This is a genomic window from Rugamonas sp. DEMB1 (genome assembly GCF_029834475.1).
Classification (GTDB): domain Bacteria; phylum Pseudomonadota; class Gammaproteobacteria; order Burkholderiales; family Burkholderiaceae_D; genus Rugamonas; species Rugamonas rubra.
In genome coordinates this window covers 3,954,172-3,974,923 of the sequence record NZ_CP122407.1, presented here as the reverse complement: position 1 = coordinate 3,974,923, position 20,752 = coordinate 3,954,172, and the positions used below count along the sequence as shown (strand labels likewise).

The window sequence follows — 20,752 nt, the reverse complement described above, 5'->3', positions numbered from 1 at the left end:
GGGACCCTGACAGGATGCTGTTGGCAGTCACGCTGAAGGTTGCCTGCGTGCCGGCCGCGAGCGTGAAGTTTTGCCCGAACATCGCGCCGGACGATACGTTGCGGCCTACTGCCACGTTGGCGTCCAGCGTCATTGCCTCGAAGTTGAAATCGGACATCTTCACTTGCTGCGTTCCATTGCCGTGTTGTGACACTGTGCTCAGGCCAGGTACGCTCCAAGCCGATTGTTGTAGACGGCCTTCGCCGTTCCAATCGATGTACGAGTAGCCGCTGTCCATCTTCCAGCCCAATTGGGACCGTTCCTCCGAATTGGTCGTCGCGTAGCCGCCACCCCAGCTTATCTCCGGGGCCTTGCCGTCGCCGGCGTTGAAGGTCCTTCAACACGGTGCTGAAGTTGCTCAACGACAGAGAGGCGTGGGTGGTGGCCAGTGCCGGCAGGGCCAGGCCGGAAAGGAGGGCGGTGGTCAGGATCATGCTTGGTTTCATCATATGCCTTCGCTATTTGTGGCGCATTGTCGGGACGTGGTGTTTATGGAATATCAAAAACGCACGAATTAACTATAAATTAATATGCGCAACTTATCAATATTAAATTTACCTTTCGGCAATATTGCCCCGGCGCACGCGGCGTTGTTGCAACAACCGCCAGGCCGCCGGGATGACGAACAGCGACAGCAGCGGCGCCGTCACCATGCCGCCGACCATGGGCGCGGCGATGCGCTGCATCACCTCCGAGCCGGCGCCGTTGCCGAACATGATCGGCAGCAGGCCGGCCAGGATCACCGCCACCGTCATCGCCTTGGGCCGCACGCGCAGCACGGCGCCCTCGCGGATCGCCTCGAGGATCAGCTCCTGCGTCAGCGGCCGGCCGGCGTCGAGCCGGCTTTGCAGCGCGTTGCGCAGGTAGACCAGCATCACCACGCCGAACTCCGCCGCCAAACCGGCCAGCGCGATGAAGCCGACCGCCGTCGCCACCGAGACGGCGTGGCCCAGCATCCAGATGAACCAGAAGCCGCCGACCAGGGCGAACGGCACCGTCAACATCAGCAGCGCCGCCTCCGCCGTCGAGCGGAAGGCGAAATAAAGCAGCACGAAGATCAGCGCCAGCGTCAGCGGCACCACCGTCTTCAGCTTGGCCGAGGCGCGCTCCAGATACTCGAACTGGCCCGACCAGCCGATGGCGTAGGCCGGCGGCAGCACGACGCGCTGCGCCACGCGCGCCTGCATGGCGCGCACCACGCCGAGCAGGTCGGCGCCGCGCACGTCGACGTAGACCCAGCCGGACAGGCGGGCGTTCTCGCTGCGTATCATCGGCGGGCCGTCGTTGACGGCGAGGGCGGCGACGTCGCCGAGGCGGATCTGCGCGCCTTTTTCGGTCACGATCGGCAGCTCGCGCAGCGTCTGCAGCGAGTTGCGGTAGTCCTGCGGGTAGCGCACGTTGATGGGGAAGCGCTGGCGGCCGTCGACCACCTCGCCGACGTTGGCGCCGCCGATGGCGGCCGCCACCACCGACTGCACGTCGGCCACCGCCAGGCCGTAGCGGGCGGCGCGGGCGCGGTCGATGTCGACGTCGATGTAGCGCCCGCCGCTGAGCCGTTCGGCCAGCGCCGAGCTGACCCCGGGCACGTCGCGCACCGCCGCCTCGATCTGCGTGGCGATGGCGTCGATCTGCTTCAGGTCGGCGCCGGACACCTTGATGCCGACCGGCGTCTTGATGCCGGTCGAGAGCATGTCGATGCGGTTGCGGATGGGCGGCACCCAGACGTTGGACAGGCCGGGCACCTTGACCACGCGGTCGAGCTCCTCGACCAGCCTGGCCGGCGTCATGCCGGCGCGCCATTGCTGGCGCGGCTTGAACTGGATGGTGGTCTCGAACATCTCCATCGGCGCCGGGTCGGTGGCCGACTCGGCGCGGCCGGCCTTGCCGAACACGCTGGCCACCTCGGGCACGGTCTTGATCAGGCGGTCGGTCTGCTGCAGCAGCTCGCCGGCCTTGGCGGCGGACAGGCCGGGCAGCGCCGACGGCATGTACAGCAGGTCGCCCTCGTCGAGCGGCGGCAGGAACTCGCCGCCCAGGCGCATGACGGGAATGGCGGTCAGCGCCAGCGCGACGACGGCGATGCCGATGGTCGCCAGCGGATGTTTCAGGCTGGCGTCGAGCAGCGGCCGGTAGGCGCGCATCAGCACCCGGTTGAGCGGGTTGGCCGCCTCGCTGGGAATGCGGCCGCGTATCAGGTAGCCCATCAGCACGGGGATCAGCGTGATCGCCAGCGCGGCGGCGGCGGCCAGCGTGTAGGTCTTGGTGTAGGCCAGCGGCGCGAACAGCTTGCCCTCCTGCGCCTCCAGGCCGAACACGGGGATGAAGGACAGCGTGACGATCAGCAGCGAGAAGAACAGCGCCGGCCCGACCTCGATCGAGGCCTCGGTGACGATGTCCCAGCGCTGCCTGGCGTTGATGGTGTCGCCGGGATGGGCGTGGCCCCAGGCCTCCAGGTGCTTGTGGGCGTTCTCGATCAGCACCAGCGCGGCGTCGGTGGCGGCGCCGACGGCGATGGCGATGCCGCCCAGCGACATGATGTTGGCGTTGACGCCCTGGTAGCGCATGACGATGAAGGCGCCCAGCACGGCCAGCGGCAGCGTGACGATGGCCACCAGCGCGCTGCGCAGGTGGAACAGGAACAGCGCGCAGACCAGCGCGACGACGATGAACTCTTCGACCAGCTTGTCGCTCAGGTTGGCCACGGAGGCCTTGATCAGCGTCGAGCGGTCGTAGGTGGTGACCACCTCGACGCCCTTGGGCAGCGAGGCCTTCAGCGTTTCCAGCTTGCGTTTGACGGCGGCGATGGTGTCGAGCGCGTTTTTACCGGAGCGCATAATCACCACGCCGCCGGCCACCTCGCCCTGGCCGTTGAGTTCGGCTATGCCACGCCGCATCTCGGGGCCGAGGCGGATGGTGGCGACGTCGCGCAGCAGCACCGGCGTGCCGGTCTCGCTGGCGGACAGCGGGATGCTGGCGAAGTCGTCGAGCGTGCGCAGGTAGCCGCGCGCGCGCACCATGTACTCGGTCTCGGCCAGTTCGAGCACCGAGCCGCCGGTCTCCTGGTTGGCCTTGGCCAGCGCCTCCAGCACCCTGGCCTGCGACATGCCGAAGGCGCGCAGCTTGTTCGGGTCCAGCACGATCTGGTACTGCTTGACCATGCCGCCGATGCTGGCCACCTCGGCCACGTCCGGCACGGTCTTCAGCTCGAACTTGAGGAACCAGTCGTTCAGGGCGCGCAGCTGGCTCAGGTCGTGCTTGCCGCTGCGGTCGACCAGCGCGTATTCGTAGACCCAGCCGACGCCGGTGCCGTCCGGTCCCAGCTCGGCGCGCACGCCGGCCGGCAGGCGGCTCTGCACCTGGTTCAGGTACTCGGTGACGCGGGCGCGGGCCCAGTACAGGTCGGTGGCGTCGTCGAACAGCACGTAGACGAAGGCGTCGCCGAAGAAGGAATAGCCGCGCACCGTTTTCGCACCGGGCACGGAGAGCAGGGCGGTGGTGAGCGGATAGGTCACCTGGTCCTCGACCAGCTGCGGCGCCTGGCCGGGATACTGGGCGCGGATGATGACCTGGGTGTCGGACAGGTCGGGCAGCGCGTCGAGCGAGGTTTTTTGCAGCGACAGCAGGCCCCAGCCGGCCAGGATGGCCGCCGCGATCAGCACCCAGACGCGGTTGGCGATGGAGGCGCGGATAACACGGGCGATCATTGCTTGCCTCCGTGGGCTGAGTGGTCGGCGTGGGCCGCCGAAGCCGAAGCCGAAGCCGAAGCCGAAGCCGCAGCCGCAGCCGAAGCCGCCGTAGGCATCGACGCTATCGCCGCCGCGCCGGCCTCCGCAAACTTGGGCAGGATACCCTTCAGGTTGGCTTCCGAATCGATCAGGAACTGGCCGGAGGCGACCACCTTCTGGCCCTCCTCGAGCCCGCTGACGATCTCGATGTCGTCGCCGCGTTCGCGGCCCAGGCCGACCGTGACCGGGCGGATGCTGTTGCCGTCGCCGGCCACCAGCACCACCGAGCGCTTGCCCGAGCTGATCACCGCCTCGGCCGGCACCAGCAGGCGCGACGCCGTCTGCTTGCCCTCCAAGCGCACCTGCATCAGCATGCCGGGCGTGAGCGAGCCGTCGTGGTTGTCCAGTTCCAGGCGGGCCTGCGCGGTGCGCGTGGCCGTGCCGACGCCGGGCAGCATTTCGCGCACATGGCCGGTGTAGCTGCGCTGCGGCGCGCCGGCGAAGCTGGCCGTGACGGCCATGCCGACGTGGGCGGCGCCGAGCAGCGCCTCCGGCACCTCGGCCAGCAGCCACACCGTGCCGAGGCCGGAGATTTTGGCGATGGTCACGCCGGGGCCGACCATGGCGCCGTCGCGCACGGCCAGCTCGGTGATGACGCCGTCGGCCGGCGCGTTCAGCGTTAGCCGTGTTTGCGCCTTGCCGCTGCGTTCCGCCTCGGCCACCAGCGCGTCGGGAATGGACAGGGCGCGCATGCGCAGCCTGGCGGCCGCCGCCAGCGCCGTATCGCCGCCGCGTTTGAGGGCCAGATACTCCTCCTGCGGCGCGATCCATTCCGGCACGAACAGCGTGGCGATCGGCTGGCCGCGCGTAACGCGCTGCTGCGGCGCACGCGCGTGCAGCCGCTCGACGTAGCCGGTGACGCGGCTTTGTAGCACCTCGGCGCGGCTCTCGTCGAACTGCGTCGTGCCGACCAGCTCCAGCGTGTCCTTGACGTCGGCGCGGCGCACCGTGGCCATGCGAATGCCCAGGTTCTGCCGCAGCGCCGGGCTGACCTGGACGCCGCTGTCGGCGCCGGCCTCGTCGGCGTAGACGGGCACCAGGTCCATGTCCATGAAGGGGCTCTTGCCGGGCTTGTCGAATTTTTGCGTCGGCACCATCGGATCGTGCCAGTACAGCACCTTGCGCGCGGACGCGGCTTCCGCCGCCGGCGTGGCGGCCGTGCTGGCGGCGTGTTGGCGCGCGCCGCCCCAGTAGCCGGCGTAGACCAGTCCCGCAGCGAGCAGCGCCAGGACGATGTGTTTTGGGGTGAATGCGTGTTTCATTGTGCGGTCCTCGCCTGGTTCGTCATGTCGTGTGGGATCACGTGTAATTCCAGCCTGGCCCAGGTGAGCGCGGCCTGTTTGTCCAGTTCGTTGATCTGCAGTTGTTTCTCCAGCAGCGTGCGGCGCGCCTTGAACACGGCCGGCAGCGTGCCGGCGCCGGAGCGGTAGGCGGCCATGGCCAGTTCCACCTGCTGCTGCGCGGCCGGCAGCAGGGTGGCGCCGAGTTGTGCGGCGCGCTCGCGCAGGCTGCCCAGCTCCAGCGACATCTGCTCGATCTGCGCGCGCATCTCCAGCAGCGCGTCCTCGTACTGCAGGCGGGCCTTGGTGCCCAGCGCCGACTTCTCGGCCACGTCGCGGTCCTGGCGCTGGCCACGGTTGACCGTCAGCGGGATGCTGACGCCGAAGGACAGCATGTTGCCGTACTGGCTGCCGCGCTGGCTGAACACCGCCTCGAAGCTCCAGTCGGGACGGCGTTCGCGCAGCGCCACGGTGGTCTCGGCGTCGGCCAGGTCGATGGCGCGGCGCGCGTTGAGCACGCCGGCGTGGTACTGCTCCAAGTCCGCCGTCGGCACCGTTGACAGGTGCGCGCGCATCGGCGGCGGCGTGTCGGCGACGGTATCGACCGGCGTTTGCACCCAGCGCGCCAGGACGATGCGCGCGCTGGCCACTTCCTGCGCGGCGCGGCGGCTGTCGTCCTGGCCCAGGGCCAGCTCCATTTGCGATTGCAGCACGTCGGCCGCCGTGGCCTTGGCGCCGCGATGGGCCGCCTGCGCGGCGCCCAGGTCGTCGGCCATGGCCTTCTCCAGTTGGCCGTAGAGTTGGCGGGCGCGCTGCGCGTACAGCAGCGTCAGCCAGGCCTTGCCGGCCTCCTCGCGCACCTTGCCGAGGTTTTCCAGATAGGCGCCTTCCTCCATGGCGACGGCGCGTTTGGCGCGCTCCTGGCGCGCCTGCCGCTTGTCCGCCGAGACCCACTGCTGCTCGAAGCCGTAGCGGCGCATGGTCATCGAGTCGCCGGTGGTGCTGTATTTGTCGGCGCCGCTGAGCGGCAGGTTGTCGACACCCAGTTTGAGCATCGGGTCGGGTAGTTGGTCGGCGCGGGCGGCGGCCATGCCGCTGGCCTCGACGGCGGCTTGCGCGGCCTTGTTGCTGGACGAGGCTTGTGTGGCCAGGCGCAGCGCCTGCTCCAGCGTGAGCGTGGTGGTTTGTGCGCCGGCCAGCGTGGCGCAAAGCGACAGGGCGGCGGCGAGCGCGAGGCGCAACGGCAGCGCGCGCTCGCGGTGAAGCGTCGCGCCTGGGCGCGATGGTGATAGTGAAGACATGATTTCCCCTCGGTGATAGACGAACACCGCCAGCGGCCAGGGCCGGGCGGCGCAACCAAATCGGGGACGGGTCAGATTCTCAGGCGCAGCGTTTGCAGGTAGGGCGGGTCGCTGCCGTCGGCCGGCGCGGACGCGGCCCATGGCGCGTCGATCACGGCGGGCACCAGCGGCTGGAAGGTCGGAATGATGAAGGCGAAGGAGATCGGCGCCAGCGTCGGCGCGGCGGCCAGGTAGTCAGGCGTGCCCTTGGCGCCGGCCTTGAACTCGGCGCATTGGACGGGTTTTTCCAGGTCCATGCCGACGCAGGGCGCGTTGTCCATCAGCCGCACCTGGGGTTGGCCGGCGCTGAGCTGCGGGCAGACATAGGCGGCCATCGCCACCCCCGCGTTCATGACCGTCAGGGCCAGGAACAGGGCAAGCAGGCGGAACAGGGACGGGAAGGCTAGCCGCATGATCGTTGTGTGGTGGTGAGCGCCCAGTGTCGGCGGAATGTATTAGTCCAAGCTTAAGCACTGTGCCCGAACGTGGCCATGATAGGGAACAATCCGATCGAATTTGTTGATGCAGGTCAAAAAATAACCACTGCGGCGACGCTTTGCTCTGCGCGCAGCGCTTGACAGCGGCTGCGGCGTTACTTGCCTGCTTTGCGCGACGACCAGTGCAGGTGGGTGATCTGCCAGCCGTCGCCTTGCTTGGCCAGCAGCGCCGTCTCGGTGCCGAACAGGTGTACCTTGGCGCCCTTGTACTGGCCGCTTGTTTCGGTTTCGCGCATCACCACGGCCAGGTTGCCGTCGACGCGCTCGCTTTGGCGCAGCACGGTGTTGCTGGTGGACTTGGCGAAGGCCATGTCGGCCGGCAGGTGGTGGCCGGCGTATTCGTCGCGCGAGCGTTCGACGTGGCCGGACTCGTAGATCTGGATCTCCGGCGCCAGCAGGGCCTGCGCCTCGGCGCCTTTGCCGCTGGACATGGCCTGGTGGAAGGCGGCCAGGGTTTCCGTCGGCGTGGCGGCGTGCAGCGGCAGGCAGAGGGCGGCGAGGGCGAGCGGAAGGGCGGTGCTGAGGATGCGGCGCATGGGATGGGGTCTCCAGGAAGGGGCGGAGCGGCAATTTAAACAGCGCCGGCGCGGCCCGGCAAGCGCAAAAGAAATATTGTTGTGTGGGCCAGTTTACGCTTGACCTTCCTCCTGTGGGAAGGTCTATAGTGAACGATCTTGTCATGCGCCGCGCCTTTGCGCTACTATTTGCCGCTTATGCAAACCCTAGTCCGTTACCTGCTGTGGATGTTGATCGCCGCGCTGCCGCTGCAGGGCACGGCCGCCGCATTCATGTCCGGCGCCGGCATGGACAGGGACAGCGCCGCGCGCGCCGGCGCGGAAATGGTCGAGGCTGTGATGGCGGCCACGATGCCGGCCACGGCGCCGACCGCCCAGACCGGCATGGCGGACGAGCTTGTCGCCATGCACGCCGCCCATTGCGGCGAGGCTATGCCCGAGCACGGCAAGGCCACGCACGGCAAGTGCAGCAGCTGCGCCAGTTGCTGCGTGGGCGCCTGCGCGCCGCCGCAGGCGGTCGTACTCTTTTCTGCCCTTCCTTTGGCGCGCTGCGCGGTGCTGGTCGCCGAGCCGGCGATGACCGCCTTCATTCCTGCCACGCTCGAACGACCACCACGCCTGGTCTCCTGAAGATTGCTGTTGTCGCGAAGTTCGCTTCGCGCCGCCCTGAATCTCCGGTTCGGGTGTCAGTGTTAATTCTAAGGAAAATCATGAAACGTTTACGCTTCCTACTGTTCGCGGTGGCCGGTGTGCCGCTGCTTGCCTCCGCGCAAGCGGCGCGTGTCGACACGGCCGCGCCGCAGGCCGGCGCGTCGGCTACGCTGCCGTACCAGTCCGCCTTTGCCGGCTATCTGCCGGCGCCGCAACCCGACCTCACGCCCGACAAGGCCTGGCTGCAAGCCAATAGCGAGCTGGCAGCCGGCGGCGGCCATGCCGGCCACGGCATGATGTCTATGCATCAGGACAAGGCTCCGGCGGCCGGCCAGGCCGTCCCACAACAAGCGCAACAAGCCCGTCAGGGCCACGCGGCGGCGCAAGCAGCGCCGGCTGCGGCTGCGGCCGCTTCGCACCAAGGCCACCAGGCTGCGCCGTCGTCGGCGCGCCCGTCGTCCGACCCGCACCAAGGCCATGCGGCGCCACGGCCCGCCTCGCCGGCAGCCGATCCGCACCAGGGTCACCACATGCAAATGAAAGGCCAATAACATGACACGTTTCCCTTTACGACCCGGCGTAGCGATGCTGGGACGGGCGGCGGCGGGCTTGTCCGTCGCGCTGCTGGCCGGTTGCGCCAGCCTGTCTCCGGACGGCGGCCTGGACGATGTGTCGCGCTTGACCAGCGAACGCGTCGGCCAGCCGGCCAGCTTCCGCCAGGACGCCGCCGACGGCAAGACGGCAGGAGCCGACCGCGACAGCCAGCTGCAAACCCTGCTGGCGCAGCCTTTGAGCGCCGACGCGGCGGTGCGCGTCGCCCTGCTGAACAGTCCGGCGCTGAAGTCCGCGCTGGCCGAGCTGGGCGTGTCCGAGGCCGAGATGGTGCAGGCCGGCCGCATGCGCAATCCCAGCCTGAGCTTCGGCCGCATCCACGGCGGCGGTGAAAGCGAGATCGACCGTGGCGTGATGTTCGACCTGGCCGGTCTGCTGACCCTGCCGATGCGCAGCCGCATCGAGCAGGGCCGCTTCGAGCAGGCCAAGCTGCGCGCCGCCGGCCAGGCCGTGCAACTGGCGGCCGACACGCGGCGCGCCTACTTCACGGCCGTGGCCGCCGCCCAGTCGGCGCAGTTCGCCGAACAGGTGCGCGGCGCGGCCGAGGCCTCGGCCGAGCTGGCCGAGCGGATGAGCAAGGTGGGCAACTGGAGCAAGCTGGACCAGGCCCGCGAGCGCGCCTTCTACGCCGACGCCGTCACCCAGCTGGCGCGCGCGCGCCACGAGGCCCTGTCCAGCCGCGAACAGCTGCTACGCCTGCTCGGCCTGCGCGAGCAGGGCTTCAGCCTGCCCGAGCGCCTGCCCGAGCTGCCGGCCGCGCCGCGCGAGATCCGCCAGGCCGAGGCGCAGGCGCTGGAGCAGCGCCTCGACGTGCTGGCCGCCCGCCGCGACACCGAGGCCACCGCCAGCGCGCTGGGCCTGAACCGCGCCACGCGCTTCGTCAACGTGCTCGACGCCGGCTATGTCAACAAGAGCAGCAGCGGCGCGCCGCGCGAGAACGGCTACGAGGTCTCGCTGGAGCTGCCGCTGTTCGACTGGGGCGGCGCCCGCGTGGCGCGCGCCGAGGCGCAGTACATGCAGGCGGTGCACCGCACCGCCGACGTGGCGCTGCGCGCCCGCTCCGAGGTGCGCGAGGCCTATTCCGGCTACCGCAGCGCCTACGACATCGCGCGCCACTACCGCGACGAGGTGGTGCCGCTGCGCCGCAAGATCTCCGACGAGGTGCTGCTGCGCTACAACGGCATGCTGGCCAGCGTGTTCGAGCTGCTGGCCGACTCGCGCGAACAGCTCGCCAGCGTCAACGGCGCCATCGAAAGCCAGCGCGATTTTTGGATCGCCGAGACCCGCCTGCAGTCCGCCCTGAATGGCGCCGGCAACAACGAAGCAAGGACCAACCCATGATTTCACGTAGAAACTTCTTCAAGGGCGCCGGCGCGGCCGCCGTCGGCGTCGCCGCCATCAGCAAGGCCGGCGCGGCCGGCCTGCCCGAGGCGATGATCATGAACAACGCCAACACCCACGTGCCGCCGTTGCCCGCCAACGGCCGTCCGTTCAACCCGGTGGTGACCCTGAACGGCTGGTCGCTGCCCTGGCGCATGAACAACGGCGTCAAGGAATTCCATCTGGTGGCCGAGGCCGTGGTGCGCGAACTGGCGCCCGGCATGAAGGCCAATCTGTGGGGCTACAACGGCCAGTCGCCGGGGCCGACCATCGAGGTGGTGGAGGGCGACCGCGTGCGCGTCTTCGTCACCAACAAGCTGCCCGAGCACACCAGCGTGCACTGGCACGGCCAGCGCCTGCCCAACGGCATGGACGGCGTGACCGGCCTGACCCAGCCCGGCATCGCGCCGGGCAAGACCTTCGTCTACGAGTTCGTCGCGCAGCGGCCCGGCACCTTCATGTACCACCCGCACGCCGACGAGATGCTGCAGATGGCGATGGGCATGATGGGCTTCTGGGTCACCCACCCGAACGAACCCGGCGCTGCACGCGGTGGACCGCGACTTCGTCTTCCTGCTCAACGCCTACGACGTCGAGCCGGGCAGCTACACGCCGAAGACCAACACCATGCTCGACTTCAACCTGTGGACCTTCAACAGCCGCGTCTTCCCCGGCATCGACTCGTTCAACGTGCGCCAGGGCGACCGCGTGCGCGTGCGCGTCGGCAATTTGACGATGACCAACCACCCCATCCACATGCACGGCCACGAGTTCGTCGTCACCGGCACCGACGGCGGCTGGACGCCGCCGGCCTCGCGCTGGCCGGAGGTGACCACCGACGTGGCGGTGGGGCAGATGCGGGCGATCGAGTTCGTCGCCGACGCGCCGGGTGACTGGGCCTTCCACTGCCACAAGTCGCACCACACCATGAACGCCATGGGCCACAACGTGCCGACCATGATCGGGGTCGACCATCGCGGCGTGGCCGAGAAGATCAACAAGATCGTGCCTGACTATATGGTGATGGGCGACAAGGGCGGCTCCATGGGCGGCATGGACATGCCGCTGCCGGAGAACACGCTGCCGATGATGTCCGGCGAGGGGCCGTTCGGCGGCGTCGAGATGGGCGGCATGTTCACCGTGCTCAAGGTGCGCAAGGAGCAGAAGCGGGGCGACTACAGCGACCCCGGCTGGTACAAGCATCCGCCCGGCACGCTGGCCTACGAGTGGACCGGCGCCTTGCCGGAACCCAAGCGCAGCGCCAGCGCCGGCGGCCAGTCCATGCCGGTGAGGAACAAGCCCGACGTCGAGGTGACGGTGCGCAAGCCGTCCGGCCATAGCGGCCATTGATGAAATCTATTTAAGTTGAAGGGAAATGAGATGAAAAAAATGAATGCACTGGTTCTCGCCGCGCTGCTCGGCATGTTCTCCCTTGCCGCGCCGCTGGCCCAGGCCCAGGCGCAGCAAGCCGCCGTGGCGCAGGACGCCATGAGCGAGGGGGAAATCAAGAAGGTGGACAAGGAGGCGGGCAAGCTGACCATCAAGCACGGCGAGCTGAAAAATCTGCAAATGCCGGGTATGACGATGAACTTCCGAGTCGCCGATCCGGCCATGCTGGACAAGGTCAAGGCCGGCGACAAGGTGCGCTTCAAGGCCGAGCACATGGGCGCCGCGCTGGCCGTCACCGCGCTGGAAGTGGTCCGCTAAGCGGCCCGGGGAGACGACGAGATGAAAACACTACACGCATTGGTAGTTGCCACCACCTTGGCGGCGGGAGCGCTGTTCAGCTCGCAGGCTTTGGCGCACGCCAGCTTGACGGCGTCCGAACCGGCCGCCGGCGCCACCGTGGCGCCGGCGCCGAAGGAGATCGCGCTGAGCTTCAACGAGAAGGTCGAGGCGGCCTTCAGCAGCATCACGCTGGCCGATGCCGGCGGCAAGCCGGTGGCGGTCGGCAAGGCCAAGGTGGACGGGGCCAATCCCGCCGTCCTGCGGCTGAGCTTGCCGGCGCTGGCGCCCGGCGCCTACACGGTGGGCTGGGCGGCGGCCGGCCGCGACGGCCATCGCCGCAAGGGCGAGTTCACGTTCACGGTGAAATAGGTGGACGCGGTCGCGCTGTTGCAGGTCGGCTCGGCGCTGCTGCTCAATCTCGGCTTCGCCTGGTTGGTCGGCTCGGCGTTTGTGCGCTGGTGCTGGCGGGCGGAGCGGGCGCGGACTGGGGCGGCTAGTGTTGACACTGTTGGTGCCGCTGCCTTGGCTGCCACGGCCGGTGCCGGCGCCGGTGCCGGTGGCGCCGGTTCTTCGGCGGCCTTTGCCGACACGGTTTCCTCGGCTGTCTGCACCGGCGCCGCTGCCGCCACGGGTTCCACCGGCGCGGCTGTGTCGCGCTGGCCGGACTTGGCGGCCTTGCGGCGGCTGGACGTGGCCGCCGCCACCTTGGCGCTGCTGGCCAGCGTGGCGGCGCTGTGGGCGTCGACCGCCGTGATGGGCGGCCTGCCGCTGGCCGAGGCGTCGGACATGTTCTGGATGATGCTCACCACCACCGACCACGGCCACGCCGGCTGCGTCACCATCGTCGCCATGCTGGTGTTGCTGGTGCTGCGCGGCATAGGCGGCGCGGGGCTGGCCAGCGAGGCGGCGGTGCTGCTGTCGCTGGCCGTGTTCGCCTACACCCGCGCCACGATGGGGCATGCCGGCGAGCTTGGCTTCTGGAGCTTGCCGCTGGCGGCGGAGACGTTGCATCTGGCGGCGATCTCCCTGTGGACCGGCGTGGTCGTGCTGTCGGGCTGCTTCGTCTTCAACGGCGCGCGGCTGGCCGGCGCGGCGGTGGACGGCGCGGGCACGGGGCGGTATCTGGAGCGCATGTCGCAGGCGGCGGTGCTGGCGCTGGTGCTCATCGCCGCCACCGGCGTCTATAGCGGCTGGCACCGGGTGGGGACGGGCGGCAATCTGCTGCACACCGCCTACGGTTTGACACTGCTGGCCAAGGTTGGCCTGGTCGGGCTGGCGGTGGCGCTGGGCGGCTACAACAAACTCGTCGGGCTGCCCGCCGCCGCGCGCTCGGAGCGAGGCTTGTGGCTGGTGCGCACGGTGTTGCGGATGGAGGCCTTGCTGTTGTTGGCGGTGCTGGTCGCCGCCGCGCTGTTGACCTCGCAGCAGCCGCCAACTGCGCTGTAGACTTCGGTTTCCGGTCGGGGTGCAGGGCAGCGCATCCCGACCGGGTTTGATCGTGCTACTCGGTACGGAAATTGGACAGCGTGGATATCAGTTTCGCGCCACAACTGGTTTTGTCACCGTCGAAGGCAATCAAGACGCCACAGAGGTTATGCTTGCTTAAGCCACTGACAACAGCGCACCCATGAGGCCTCATTGCAAATTCAATAAATTCTGCCAAGGGAAATAGTACAGGCGAGTAAAATGGGGGACCCTATTTTATTGTGAATGCGCTATGACGCCTTTGAAAAAGACTCTAATTTCACTTAGTACAAGTTGGGGCAGCAAGCTGGGCGGGATCAATTGCTTCAATTTTGATTTTTTGATGGCTTTTCAAGCCGCAAATTATAGTTTTGCACAAACCGTTTGCGTTGTGCTACATGCAAGTGTGGCGGAAATTGCACAAGCGCGCAACGAGGCGATTACTCTCGTTTCTCTCGACTTGCCAAGACAGCGCGATTTTCCGGCTGATTTGCTTGAGCAAGTTGCTGTCGCGCTGAGGACAGCTGGTGTGACGAGCGATCCCGAAACTGTCTGGCTCGGACATGATCGTATCACCGGCGCAGTTGCACTCGCTGCCGCTTCACTGTATAGCGGGCGCGCGGCATTGATTCATCATATGAGCTACCGCCATTACGAAGCGTTCGCCGAAGGAAGTGACAGTGCTTACAAAAAAGAATCGGAACAAAGGAACTTGTTTGGGCAAGCCGACTTCACGTTTGCCGTTGGGCCTCTGCTGCGTGATTCTTTGATTGAGATGCTCGATCATGATCGAGTGGTGATGCTGGTGCCTGGCATGGCCGAGATTGAACCGAAAAAGATGCATCGCACTTTCAAAGGATTTCTGAGTGGACGTTTGAGCTCCGATGCGAAAAAAGTGAAGCAAGCACAGCTCGGTATCGCTGCTTTTGCTAACGCGATCAAACAAGCTAGCGAAAATTCCGGTTTGCCTGCCGATTTACGAGGAGCAAGCGAACCCCAGCTGACGCTGCGAGGGGTGGATTTTGAAAATGGTGCTGATGCCAACGGCACCGAACTGAATTTACAAAAGTACGCTTCTGATGAGGCAGGCCGAGCCTTTACGCCGCTTGCTTTGCCTTACACGACAGACCGCAACGCCTTGTTTGAGGATTTGCGCAGCGCTAAAGTTGCCATGATGCCTTCATGGCACGAAGGATTTGGTTTGGTTGCGTGGGAAGCCATTGCCGCCGGCGTTCCAGTGATCGTCAGCGAGAAGAGCGGGGTTTATCACTTACTCAAGGAAATCGAGAACGCGCGGTTTACCGCTTGGGTGACGAAGATTGACGTTGCCGGAGAGGTTGTGGAACCATACTTCCAGCTGAAAGATAAGACTGCGCTAGCACAAGCGATTCTCGACATCGCCAATGATTGGCAAACATATCATGGCAAAGCTGTAGCTTTACGGGGTGAATTGAGGGTTAGGTTTTCGTGGAAAGCTTGTGTGGAGAATTTCTCAACAGCCGTGGGTTGGGCGACATCAGCACATCTTCCAGTTCTCATGTCGCCCGGTACAGAGGCATTGCAAGACATGCCTGCTACGGTTCCCACTTTCACCTTCAACTCGCCAGCGGCCCCGCTAATCGCTGATCTGGAAATCTCACCAAAGGTCTGGCGCTCGGGCTCTGGCATGCAGGCCAGCCGTCTATTGCGAGCTGAAGAAGAAATTATTCCTTTTGATCCACTGCGCGAGCCGTTTTTAAATCTGCAATTGGATTGGGTACACTACACAGCTTACCCTATTGCGATACGGCTTCTAACCGGAGCCGGGGGCGTCGGGAAGACTCGGCTGGCATTGGAACTTTGCAAACGCTTGAATGCACGAAATTGGCAGGCTGGCTTGTTGCGCGGTGATTTTTCGGTGGGTGACGCCTCCTCGTTGGTGCGTGCCATCGAAGCCAGCGGGCAAGATTGCTGTGTGGTTTTAGATTATGCCGAAACCCGGCAACAGGTTTTGCTGGCGCTGCTCAAAGCTTTGCTAGCACGACCATCGGGAAAAGTAGTGCGCCTATTGCTGCTAGCGCGCGACGGCGGCGAATGGTGGGATGCCTTGCCCCGCAAGGATGCCGCCTGCGCAGCTTTGCTGGAAGGTATGGCCAGTACCGGGCCATATCCCATGCCACAGTTGCATGACAACGAAGGGCAAAGGCAAGTAGCGTATCAACTTGCGGTAAAGACTTTTGCCGTCTGCTTAGATCAAAGCGCACCGGAGTACACGCCGCAACTTAGTGAAGAACAGTTTTCTCACCCTTTGTACAGCCAAATGGCCGCACTGATGGCACTTCACGGTGAGCGGCCGAAGACCGCTGCCGCCTTGCCCGATGTGCTGGTAAATCATGAGCGGCGTTACTGGACAAATACCTTAGCCGCAGCGCCTGTCGGCATGCAAGAGCAGGAAGCGCAAGCGGCGTTGCTCATGACGCTGGCGAGCCTACTCGGGGGAATCGCTACGGTGAAAGAGGTAGAAGACGTTTGGAAAAGGGCGGGCGGCACAAAAAACTTGCTTAAACCTTTGTTTAGTTTGCTGCGTCCACTCTATCCAGCACGGCAGGGTTTGGAAGGATTACGGCCTGATCTACTAGGCGAATCGCTGGTAGCGCAGGTGTTGCAGAGTGATGGAGAGGATGAATTGCTGGACGCCGTGCTGTCACAAAAAAGTCAAGCAGGGCGGAGAGCGAGCCTGACGGTATTGGCGCGTACGCTGCGCAACCGGGATGTGCTGGAAGATATCATCGAAAATGCACTGGTTAGAAATTTCAGGAACGTCGCACATGAATTAGTTGCTGTCTGTATTGAAACTCCTAGTCCTTTACCAAAAATCGTTGAAGCTGCATATTCCAGGCTTGAACGTAAAGACGAATGGCAAGCTGCTGGATTGCTAGCTCCTTATTTTGAACATGAGATTTTTCCTTTGACAGGTTTGGAAGTGTTAGTTTCGCGCACTTTGCTTGCCAAGGCTGAAAAGGCCGTGCGAGGAGGCCAGCTACGTAAAAATAAGGCTGACTATGCTGGCGCATTGCTAAATTTGTCGTTGGCGCTTAAGCGGGATGGCCGCATGAATGATGCGCTAGTCGCGTCAGGTCAGTGCTTGAAAATCTACAGGAGACTCGTCCAGGAGGACCGTGCGAACTTTGAGCCAGATTTCGCGACGTCACTGAACAACCATTCGAGTTATTTGGCGGAACAAGGCAATATGGTTGAGGCATTGGCTGTATCTGGTCAAGCATTGGAAATAAGGCAAAGGCTGGCACAGGCCATGCCAGAGCGCTATGAACCAGAGTGGGCAACGTCACTTAGTAACCATGCGGTTCGTTTGGCCGAGTATGGCAAAATGACAGAAGCATTGGTAAGATCGGGTCAGGCGCTAGAAATGAGACGAAGACTGGCGCAGAACAATCCTGAACGCTTCGAACCAGAGTGGGCGACGTCGCTTAGCAACCATGCGGTTCGTTTGGCCGAGAATGGCGACACGGCTAAGGCATTTGAGATATCTGTTCAGGCGCTAGAAATTAGGCAAAGGCTGGCGCAGGCCAAGCCAGAGCGCTTCGAATCGGACTGGGCAACTTCGCTCAACAATTACGCGAATCATTTAGCAGAACTGGGCAAAATGGCAGCGGCTTTGGATGCTTCTGGCCAAGCACTGGAAATTCGTAAAAGACTGGCGCTGGCCAAGCCAGAGCGCTTCGAACCGGACTGGGCAATATCGCTTATCAATCATGGTACGCGTTTGGCCGAGCTTGGCAATACCGAAGAAGCATTGGATGCATCCTCTCAGGCACTAAAAATTAGGCAAAGGCTGGCCCTGGCCAAACCAGAGCGCTTCGAATTGGACTGGGCAACATCACTTAGCAACCATGCAATTCGTTTGGCTGATTTTGCGCAATGGAGTGATGCAGTACTACTAGCACAGCAAGCCATCGAGGTGCTTAATCGCTGTGCTTCTCGCGATCCTAATCGCTTTCTTTATGAGCAGGAAAAACACAAATTATTGCTTGCATTTATGTGCTGGCTAGCTGACGCTCAAAGCGTGCTTGACGTCCACCGTCCAACGCTACTAATGCAGGTCGATGCACGACAGCAATCCGAACTGAATTTTCAGTATCACACCTTGCTTGCCTTTGGCACGCCAAGCCCAGTAAATATTGTTGCAGCGCTCGCGTATTGGCAGGAATTCGATATTGGCCTGCAGCAAAGTTGGAAAACTTTCTACCTGCTTCTAGCCGCACTCAGCGAACACTACTTCGGTACCACAGGAGGCCCGTTGCCATGGCGTGAGCAATTTCATAAATTTCGCCTGCAACGTCAAAATCGGCTCCCCGCTTGGCTGCCAGAAGTGGCGCGCCGCATAGGCGTCACATTACCTGGCTAATGTGATATTAGATAGTAATTCTCGTCCTTTCTTTCTTGCTCCTGCTGAAAGTTTATGCAGTTCGGTAAGCATCAATCGGCAGACAGTGGATGATATGAAAGGGCGTTCTCAAGAACCAAGTGCAACACCTACTTGCTGTAAGGTGCTGCCATGCCGAGAAACTATATTCATCTGACCCCACAAGACCGTGCGGTCGTCATGCTCATGCGCGACGACCAGTGCAGCATCCGTTCCATTGCTAAACGCCTTTGCCGTTCGGCGAGCACGATCAGCCGCGAGCTCAAGCGCGCCGACGCGGCCGGCGTGTATGATGCGAACCAGGCCCAGATGAAGGCGCTGGCGCAGCGCGTCAAGCCGCGCAAGGTGCCCAAGCTACATGTTCACAGCATGATGTTCATCGTTGTGCGCCATCTCCTCAACTTACGCTGGTCACCCCAGCAGATTGCCGGCACGCTCAAAGCCATGTGGCCCCACGACTCCAACGAGACCGTCTCGCACGAGACCATCTACAACGCCATCTACCTGCATCCACGTGGCGAACTGAAGCGCGAACTGATCGCCTGCCTGCGCCACCATAATCAGGTGCGCAAACCACGCAGCCAGGGCGCGGATCGGCGCAATCAAATTCAGGACATGCAAAGCATCCATATCAGGCCGCCCGAGGTCGAGGACCGCCTTATTCCGGGCCACTGGGAGGGCGATCTGATCAAGGGTGCCGGCAACCGCTCGTCGGTCGGCACGCTGGTCGAACGCGCGACCGGTTTTGTGGTGCTGGCCAAGATGGACAACGCCACCACCAAGGCCGTCGTCGACAGCTTCGCCATCGTAATCAACCGCGAACCGGCCGCCATGCGCAAGACCATGACCTACGATCAGGGTCGCGAGATGCACGGCCATAAAACGCTCACCGAGCGCACCGGTGTGTAGATCTACTTCGCCGATCCGCACAGCCCTTGGCAGCGCGGTTCCAATGAGAACACCAACGGCTTGCTGCGCCAGTACATGCCCAAGGGATCGGACCTGTCGATCTACTCCCAGGACGAACTCGATGCCATTGCACTTGAACTCAACCAGCGCCCGCGCGCCCGATTTGGCTTCCAATCGCCACTGGCCGTTTATACTGCCCACATGACCCAATTAAATAATCCGAACATCGCTGTTCATTAACCCAGTGTTGCAGTTGGTTCTTGAAACCGCCAAGTGTACTTGGCAAAGGGCTGTATTCACCATTACAGCTACGTTGCCAGTGTAAGTTGTGATGATTTAATTGATGTCCCTATGTGGAAAGAGAACCGATTTTTACCGTCAACTTCTATCATCATTCGGCTTCATCCTGTAGCCCCAAGTCACCACTATCGAACGCGGCAAGGATCTCCCGGTCCAATACCAAATTGGCTTCGGGGATGAGTCCCCGTGCGTCGCCGATGGCGGGGCGAGCAGGAGATTGGCCTAGGTATGCTGATCGTCGGTGACGACGGCGCGGATGCCGGCCGCCACCAAACAACCGCGCAGGACATGGGCGTCCGTTGGCACCAGGCGCCGCGCGACTAAGCGGAAATCGTTATCCATTGGGGCTCCGTTTGCTGGCTACCACCAAGCGTTGAGCTTTTGCCACTTGGCGTAGCACCGCAGACAGTACTTGCGGGCCACCAATTTCGCCGGCTTCATCCATGGCTGCGGCGAGATACTCATCCAGAAACGCCGGGTCTTCGCGCAACAATTCCACCATGGTCTCGTCGTGCGGTCGAGAAGCTTTGTTCATGAGCGGGCCTGCGGGTTCGGGTTGCATTAAAAGATGCCCACAAGTCGGGCAACCGTCTCCAACTGGTTGTTTTCCTTGTTTTTGCGAACTACTGCAAGGAAGTTTCCCTTGTTTTCTTCGACATCGGCGATAGACAACAAAGCAAAGGCCCGGCGGATCGCTTCGCCTTTGCTCAGGCCGCTACGGCGAGCGATGTCGGTCAGACAGCGATCTATTTCATCGCTCAATTCCAAGGTGAGTCTGCTCATGGCACCCTCCATCCAAGCGCCCAAAAACATGATTGTCACCCGCCCAGCATACTCCTAAGCCGCCGGATACAGCCCCCGCCCGCGCGCGAACAAACGGGCCAGGCCGAACAGCGCGTCGATGTTGGGCGTGGCCACGCCGACGCGCTGGCCGATCTCGCGCACGGCGCCGACGATGCTGTCGAGCTCGATGGCGCGGCCGGCCTCGACATCCTGCAGCATCGAGGTCTTGAAGCCGCCCAGCTTGCGCGTGACCAGGTGGCGCTCCTCCGGCGTCTGCAGCACGGCGCAGCCGATGCGCTCGCCGACGGCGGCCGCCTCGCGCATGGCGGCGGAGCAGAAGTTGCGCACCAGATCGTCGTCCTGCAGGCGGTCGGTGGTGGCGCCGGTCATGGCCGAGACGGGGTTGATGGTCATGTTGCCCCACAGCTTGTACCAGATGTCGTAGCGCACCCGGGGCGACAGCGTGACGTCGAAGCCGGCGTGGCGGAACAGCTCGCACACGGCCTGCGCCCGCGCCGACTCGCCGCCGGCCGGCTCGCCGATGATCAGGCCCTGGCCCATCTTGTGCGCCACCACGCCCGGTTCGGTGGTGGCGGTGCTGGCGTGCACCACGCAACCGAGCACGGCGGCGAGGGGGATCGCCGCCGCCGCGCGGCCGCCCGGGTCGACGCTGTCCAAAGGCGTGTCGCCGAGCGCCGCGACGCCGCTGCCGAACCACCAGGGCACGCCGTTCATGGCCGGCAGCACGATGGTCTGCGGGCCGAGCAGGGGGGCGATGTCGGCGACGACGGAGGCCAGCGCCGGGCCCTTGACGGCGATCACCACCAGATCCTGCGGACCGAGCTCGGCGGCCCGCTCGGCGGCGCGCGCCGGCACTTGCAGCAGGGCGCCGTTTTGTTGCAGGCGCCAGCCGTGCTCGCGCAGGGCGGCCAGGGTGGCGCCGCGCGCCAAGGTGCTGAGCTCGCAGGCGCCGGCCGCCGCCAGCCGCGCGCCGAGAAATCCGCCGATGGCGCCGGCGCCGATGATGCATACCTTCATGTTGAAAC

15 protein-coding genes and 2 pseudogenes are annotated in these 20,752 nt (G+C 64.3%); 9 read left to right on the top strand and 8 right to left on the bottom strand.

The features are described from left to right. Window positions 1–593: 593 nt before the first annotated feature. The 5 genes from QC826_RS18080 to QC826_RS18060 all read right to left on the bottom strand — a co-directional run bounded on the left by QC826_RS18080 (window position 594) and on the right by QC826_RS18060 (window position 7,477). Window positions 594–3,743 carry an efflux RND transporter permease subunit gene (locus tag QC826_RS18080; RefSeq protein WP_279761839.1) on the bottom strand — a complete coding sequence of 1,050 codons (3,150 nt, stop codon included), beginning with the start codon at window positions 3,741–3,743 and terminating at the stop codon, window positions 594–596. Next, a complete protein-coding gene (locus tag QC826_RS18075) occupies window positions 3,740–5,086 on the bottom strand; it encodes an efflux RND transporter periplasmic adaptor subunit (RefSeq protein WP_279761838.1) in 1,347 nt (448 codons plus the stop codon). Before QC826_RS18075 ends, QC826_RS18080 begins: the two co-directional genes overlap by 4 nt. Further along, the gene (locus QC826_RS18070; protein ID WP_279761837.1) at window positions 5,083–6,405 is read right to left on the bottom strand and encodes a TolC family protein; all 1,323 of its coding nucleotides are present in this window, start codon (window positions 6,403–6,405) and stop codon (window positions 5,083–5,085) included. The genes QC826_RS18075 and QC826_RS18070 overlap by 4 nt, the downstream gene beginning before the upstream one ends. A gap of 71 nt (window positions 6,406–6,476) precedes the next feature. After that, window positions 6,477–6,857, bottom strand: a complete 381-nt coding sequence (locus tag QC826_RS18065; RefSeq protein ID WP_279761836.1) for a hypothetical protein — start codon at window positions 6,855–6,857, stop codon at window positions 6,477–6,479. A gap of 179 nt (window positions 6,858–7,036) precedes the next feature. Continuing rightward, window positions 7,037–7,477: a nuclear transport factor 2 family protein gene (locus QC826_RS18060; protein ID WP_279761835.1), complete on the bottom strand. Its 441-nt coding sequence runs from the start codon at window positions 7,475–7,477 to the stop codon at window positions 7,037–7,039. 177 nt (window positions 7,478–7,654) lie between these two features. Here QC826_RS18060 and QC826_RS18055 point away from each other — a divergent pair, with 177 nt between their 5' ends. From QC826_RS18055 to QC826_RS18015, 9 genes and pseudogenes are all read left to right on the top strand, one after another. Then, window positions 7,655–8,086: a hypothetical protein gene (locus QC826_RS18055; protein WP_279761834.1), complete on the top strand. Its 432-nt coding sequence runs from the start codon at window positions 7,655–7,657 to the stop codon at window positions 8,084–8,086. Between the two features lie 80 nt (window positions 8,087–8,166). Beyond that, window positions 8,167–8,658 (top strand): hypothetical protein, encoded by a 492-nt coding sequence (locus QC826_RS18050; protein ID WP_279761833.1) that lies wholly within the window; start codon window positions 8,167–8,169, stop codon window positions 8,656–8,658. A 1-nt stretch (window position 8,659) separates the two neighbouring features. After that, window positions 8,660–10,060, top strand: coding sequence for a TolC family protein (locus QC826_RS18045; protein ID WP_409567667.1), 1,401 nt, complete (start codon window positions 8,660–8,662; stop codon window positions 10,058–10,060). After that, window positions 10,057–11,449: pseudogene (locus QC826_RS18040) on the top strand (multicopper oxidase family protein). Before QC826_RS18045 ends, QC826_RS18040 begins: the two are co-directional and overlap by 4 nt. A 30-nt stretch (window positions 11,450–11,479) precedes the next feature. Beyond that, the gene (locus tag QC826_RS18035) at window positions 11,480–11,806 is read left to right on the top strand and encodes a copper-binding protein (protein ID WP_093388599.1); all 327 of its coding nucleotides are present in this window, start codon (window positions 11,480–11,482) and stop codon (window positions 11,804–11,806) included. A 21-nt stretch (window positions 11,807–11,827) separates the two neighbouring features. Further along, window positions 11,828–12,196: a copper homeostasis periplasmic binding protein CopC gene (gene copC, locus QC826_RS18030; protein WP_093388600.1), complete on the top strand. Its 369-nt coding sequence runs from the start codon at window positions 11,828–11,830 to the stop codon at window positions 12,194–12,196. 279 nt (window positions 12,197–12,475) lie between these two features. Further along, a complete protein-coding gene (locus QC826_RS18025; protein WP_279761832.1) occupies window positions 12,476–13,273 on the top strand; it encodes a copper resistance D family protein in 798 nt (265 codons plus the stop codon). Between the two features lie 271 nt (window positions 13,274–13,544). Beyond that, on the top strand, window positions 13,545–17,696 hold the full coding sequence (locus tag QC826_RS18020) for a tetratricopeptide repeat protein (RefSeq protein ID WP_279761831.1): 4,152 nt from the start codon (window positions 13,545–13,547) through the stop codon (window positions 17,694–17,696). Between the two features lie 150 nt (window positions 17,697–17,846). Next, a pseudogene (locus QC826_RS18015) lies at window positions 17,847–18,863 on the top strand (IS30 family transposase). A gap of 394 nt (window positions 18,864–19,257) precedes the next feature. On the opposite strand, the gene QC826_RS18010 reads toward QC826_RS18015, so the two are convergent. From QC826_RS18010 to QC826_RS18000, 3 genes are read right to left on the bottom strand one after another with little or no spacing between them, the layout of a single operon-like run. Beyond that, on the bottom strand, window positions 19,258–19,458 hold the full coding sequence (locus tag QC826_RS18010) for a hypothetical protein (RefSeq protein ID WP_279761830.1): 201 nt from the start codon (window positions 19,456–19,458) through the stop codon (window positions 19,258–19,260). A 26-nt stretch (window positions 19,459–19,484) separates the two neighbouring features. Continuing rightward, on the bottom strand, window positions 19,485–19,706 hold the full coding sequence (locus tag QC826_RS18005) for a ribbon-helix-helix domain-containing protein (protein ID WP_279761829.1): 222 nt from the start codon (window positions 19,704–19,706) through the stop codon (window positions 19,485–19,487). A gap of 54 nt (window positions 19,707–19,760) precedes the next feature. Continuing rightward, window positions 19,761–20,744 (bottom strand): 2-dehydropantoate 2-reductase, encoded by a 984-nt coding sequence (locus QC826_RS18000; RefSeq protein WP_279761828.1) that lies wholly within the window; start codon window positions 20,742–20,744, stop codon window positions 19,761–19,763. Window positions 20,745–20,752 lie beyond the last annotated feature (8 nt).

Coding starts and splice junctions, on each gene's coding strand:
- copC (WP_093388600.1), top strand. CDS start 11,828: ATGAAAACACTACACGCATTGGTAGTTGCCACCACCTTGGCGGCGGGA.
- QC826_RS18070 (WP_279761837.1), bottom strand. CDS start 6,405: ATGTCTTCACTATCACCATCGCGCCCAGGCGCGACGCTTCACCGCGAG.
- QC826_RS18050 (WP_279761833.1), top strand. CDS start 8,167: ATGAAACGTTTACGCTTCCTACTGTTCGCGGTGGCCGGTGTGCCGCTG.
- QC826_RS18080 (WP_279761839.1), bottom strand. CDS start 3,743: ATGATCGCCCGTGTTATCCGCGCCTCCATCGCCAACCGCGTCTGGGTG.
- QC826_RS18020 (WP_279761831.1), top strand. CDS start 13,545: ATGACGCCTTTGAAAAAGACTCTAATTTCACTTAGTACAAGTTGGGGC.
- QC826_RS18075 (WP_279761838.1), bottom strand. CDS start 5,086: ATGAAACACGCATTCACCCCAAAACACATCGTCCTGGCGCTGCTCGCT.
- QC826_RS18065 (WP_279761836.1), bottom strand. CDS start 6,857: ATGCGGCTAGCCTTCCCGTCCCTGTTCCGCCTGCTTGCCCTGTTCCTG.
- QC826_RS18060 (WP_279761835.1), bottom strand. CDS start 7,477: ATGCGCCGCATCCTCAGCACCGCCCTTCCGCTCGCCCTCGCCGCCCTC.
- QC826_RS18035 (WP_093388599.1), top strand. CDS start 11,480: ATGAAAAAAATGAATGCACTGGTTCTCGCCGCGCTGCTCGGCATGTTC.
- QC826_RS18045 (WP_409567667.1), top strand. CDS start 8,660: ATGACACGTTTCCCTTTACGACCCGGCGTAGCGATGCTGGGACGGGCG.
- QC826_RS18005 (WP_279761829.1), bottom strand. CDS start 19,706: ATGAGCAGACTCACCTTGGAATTGAGCGATGAAATAGATCGCTGTCTG.
- QC826_RS18055 (WP_279761834.1), top strand. CDS start 7,655: ATGCAAACCCTAGTCCGTTACCTGCTGTGGATGTTGATCGCCGCGCTG.
- QC826_RS18010 (WP_279761830.1), bottom strand. CDS start 19,458: ATGAACAAAGCTTCTCGACCGCACGACGAGACCATGGTGGAATTGTTG.
- QC826_RS18000 (WP_279761828.1), bottom strand. CDS start 20,744: ATGAAGGTATGCATCATCGGCGCCGGCGCCATCGGCGGATTTCTCGGC.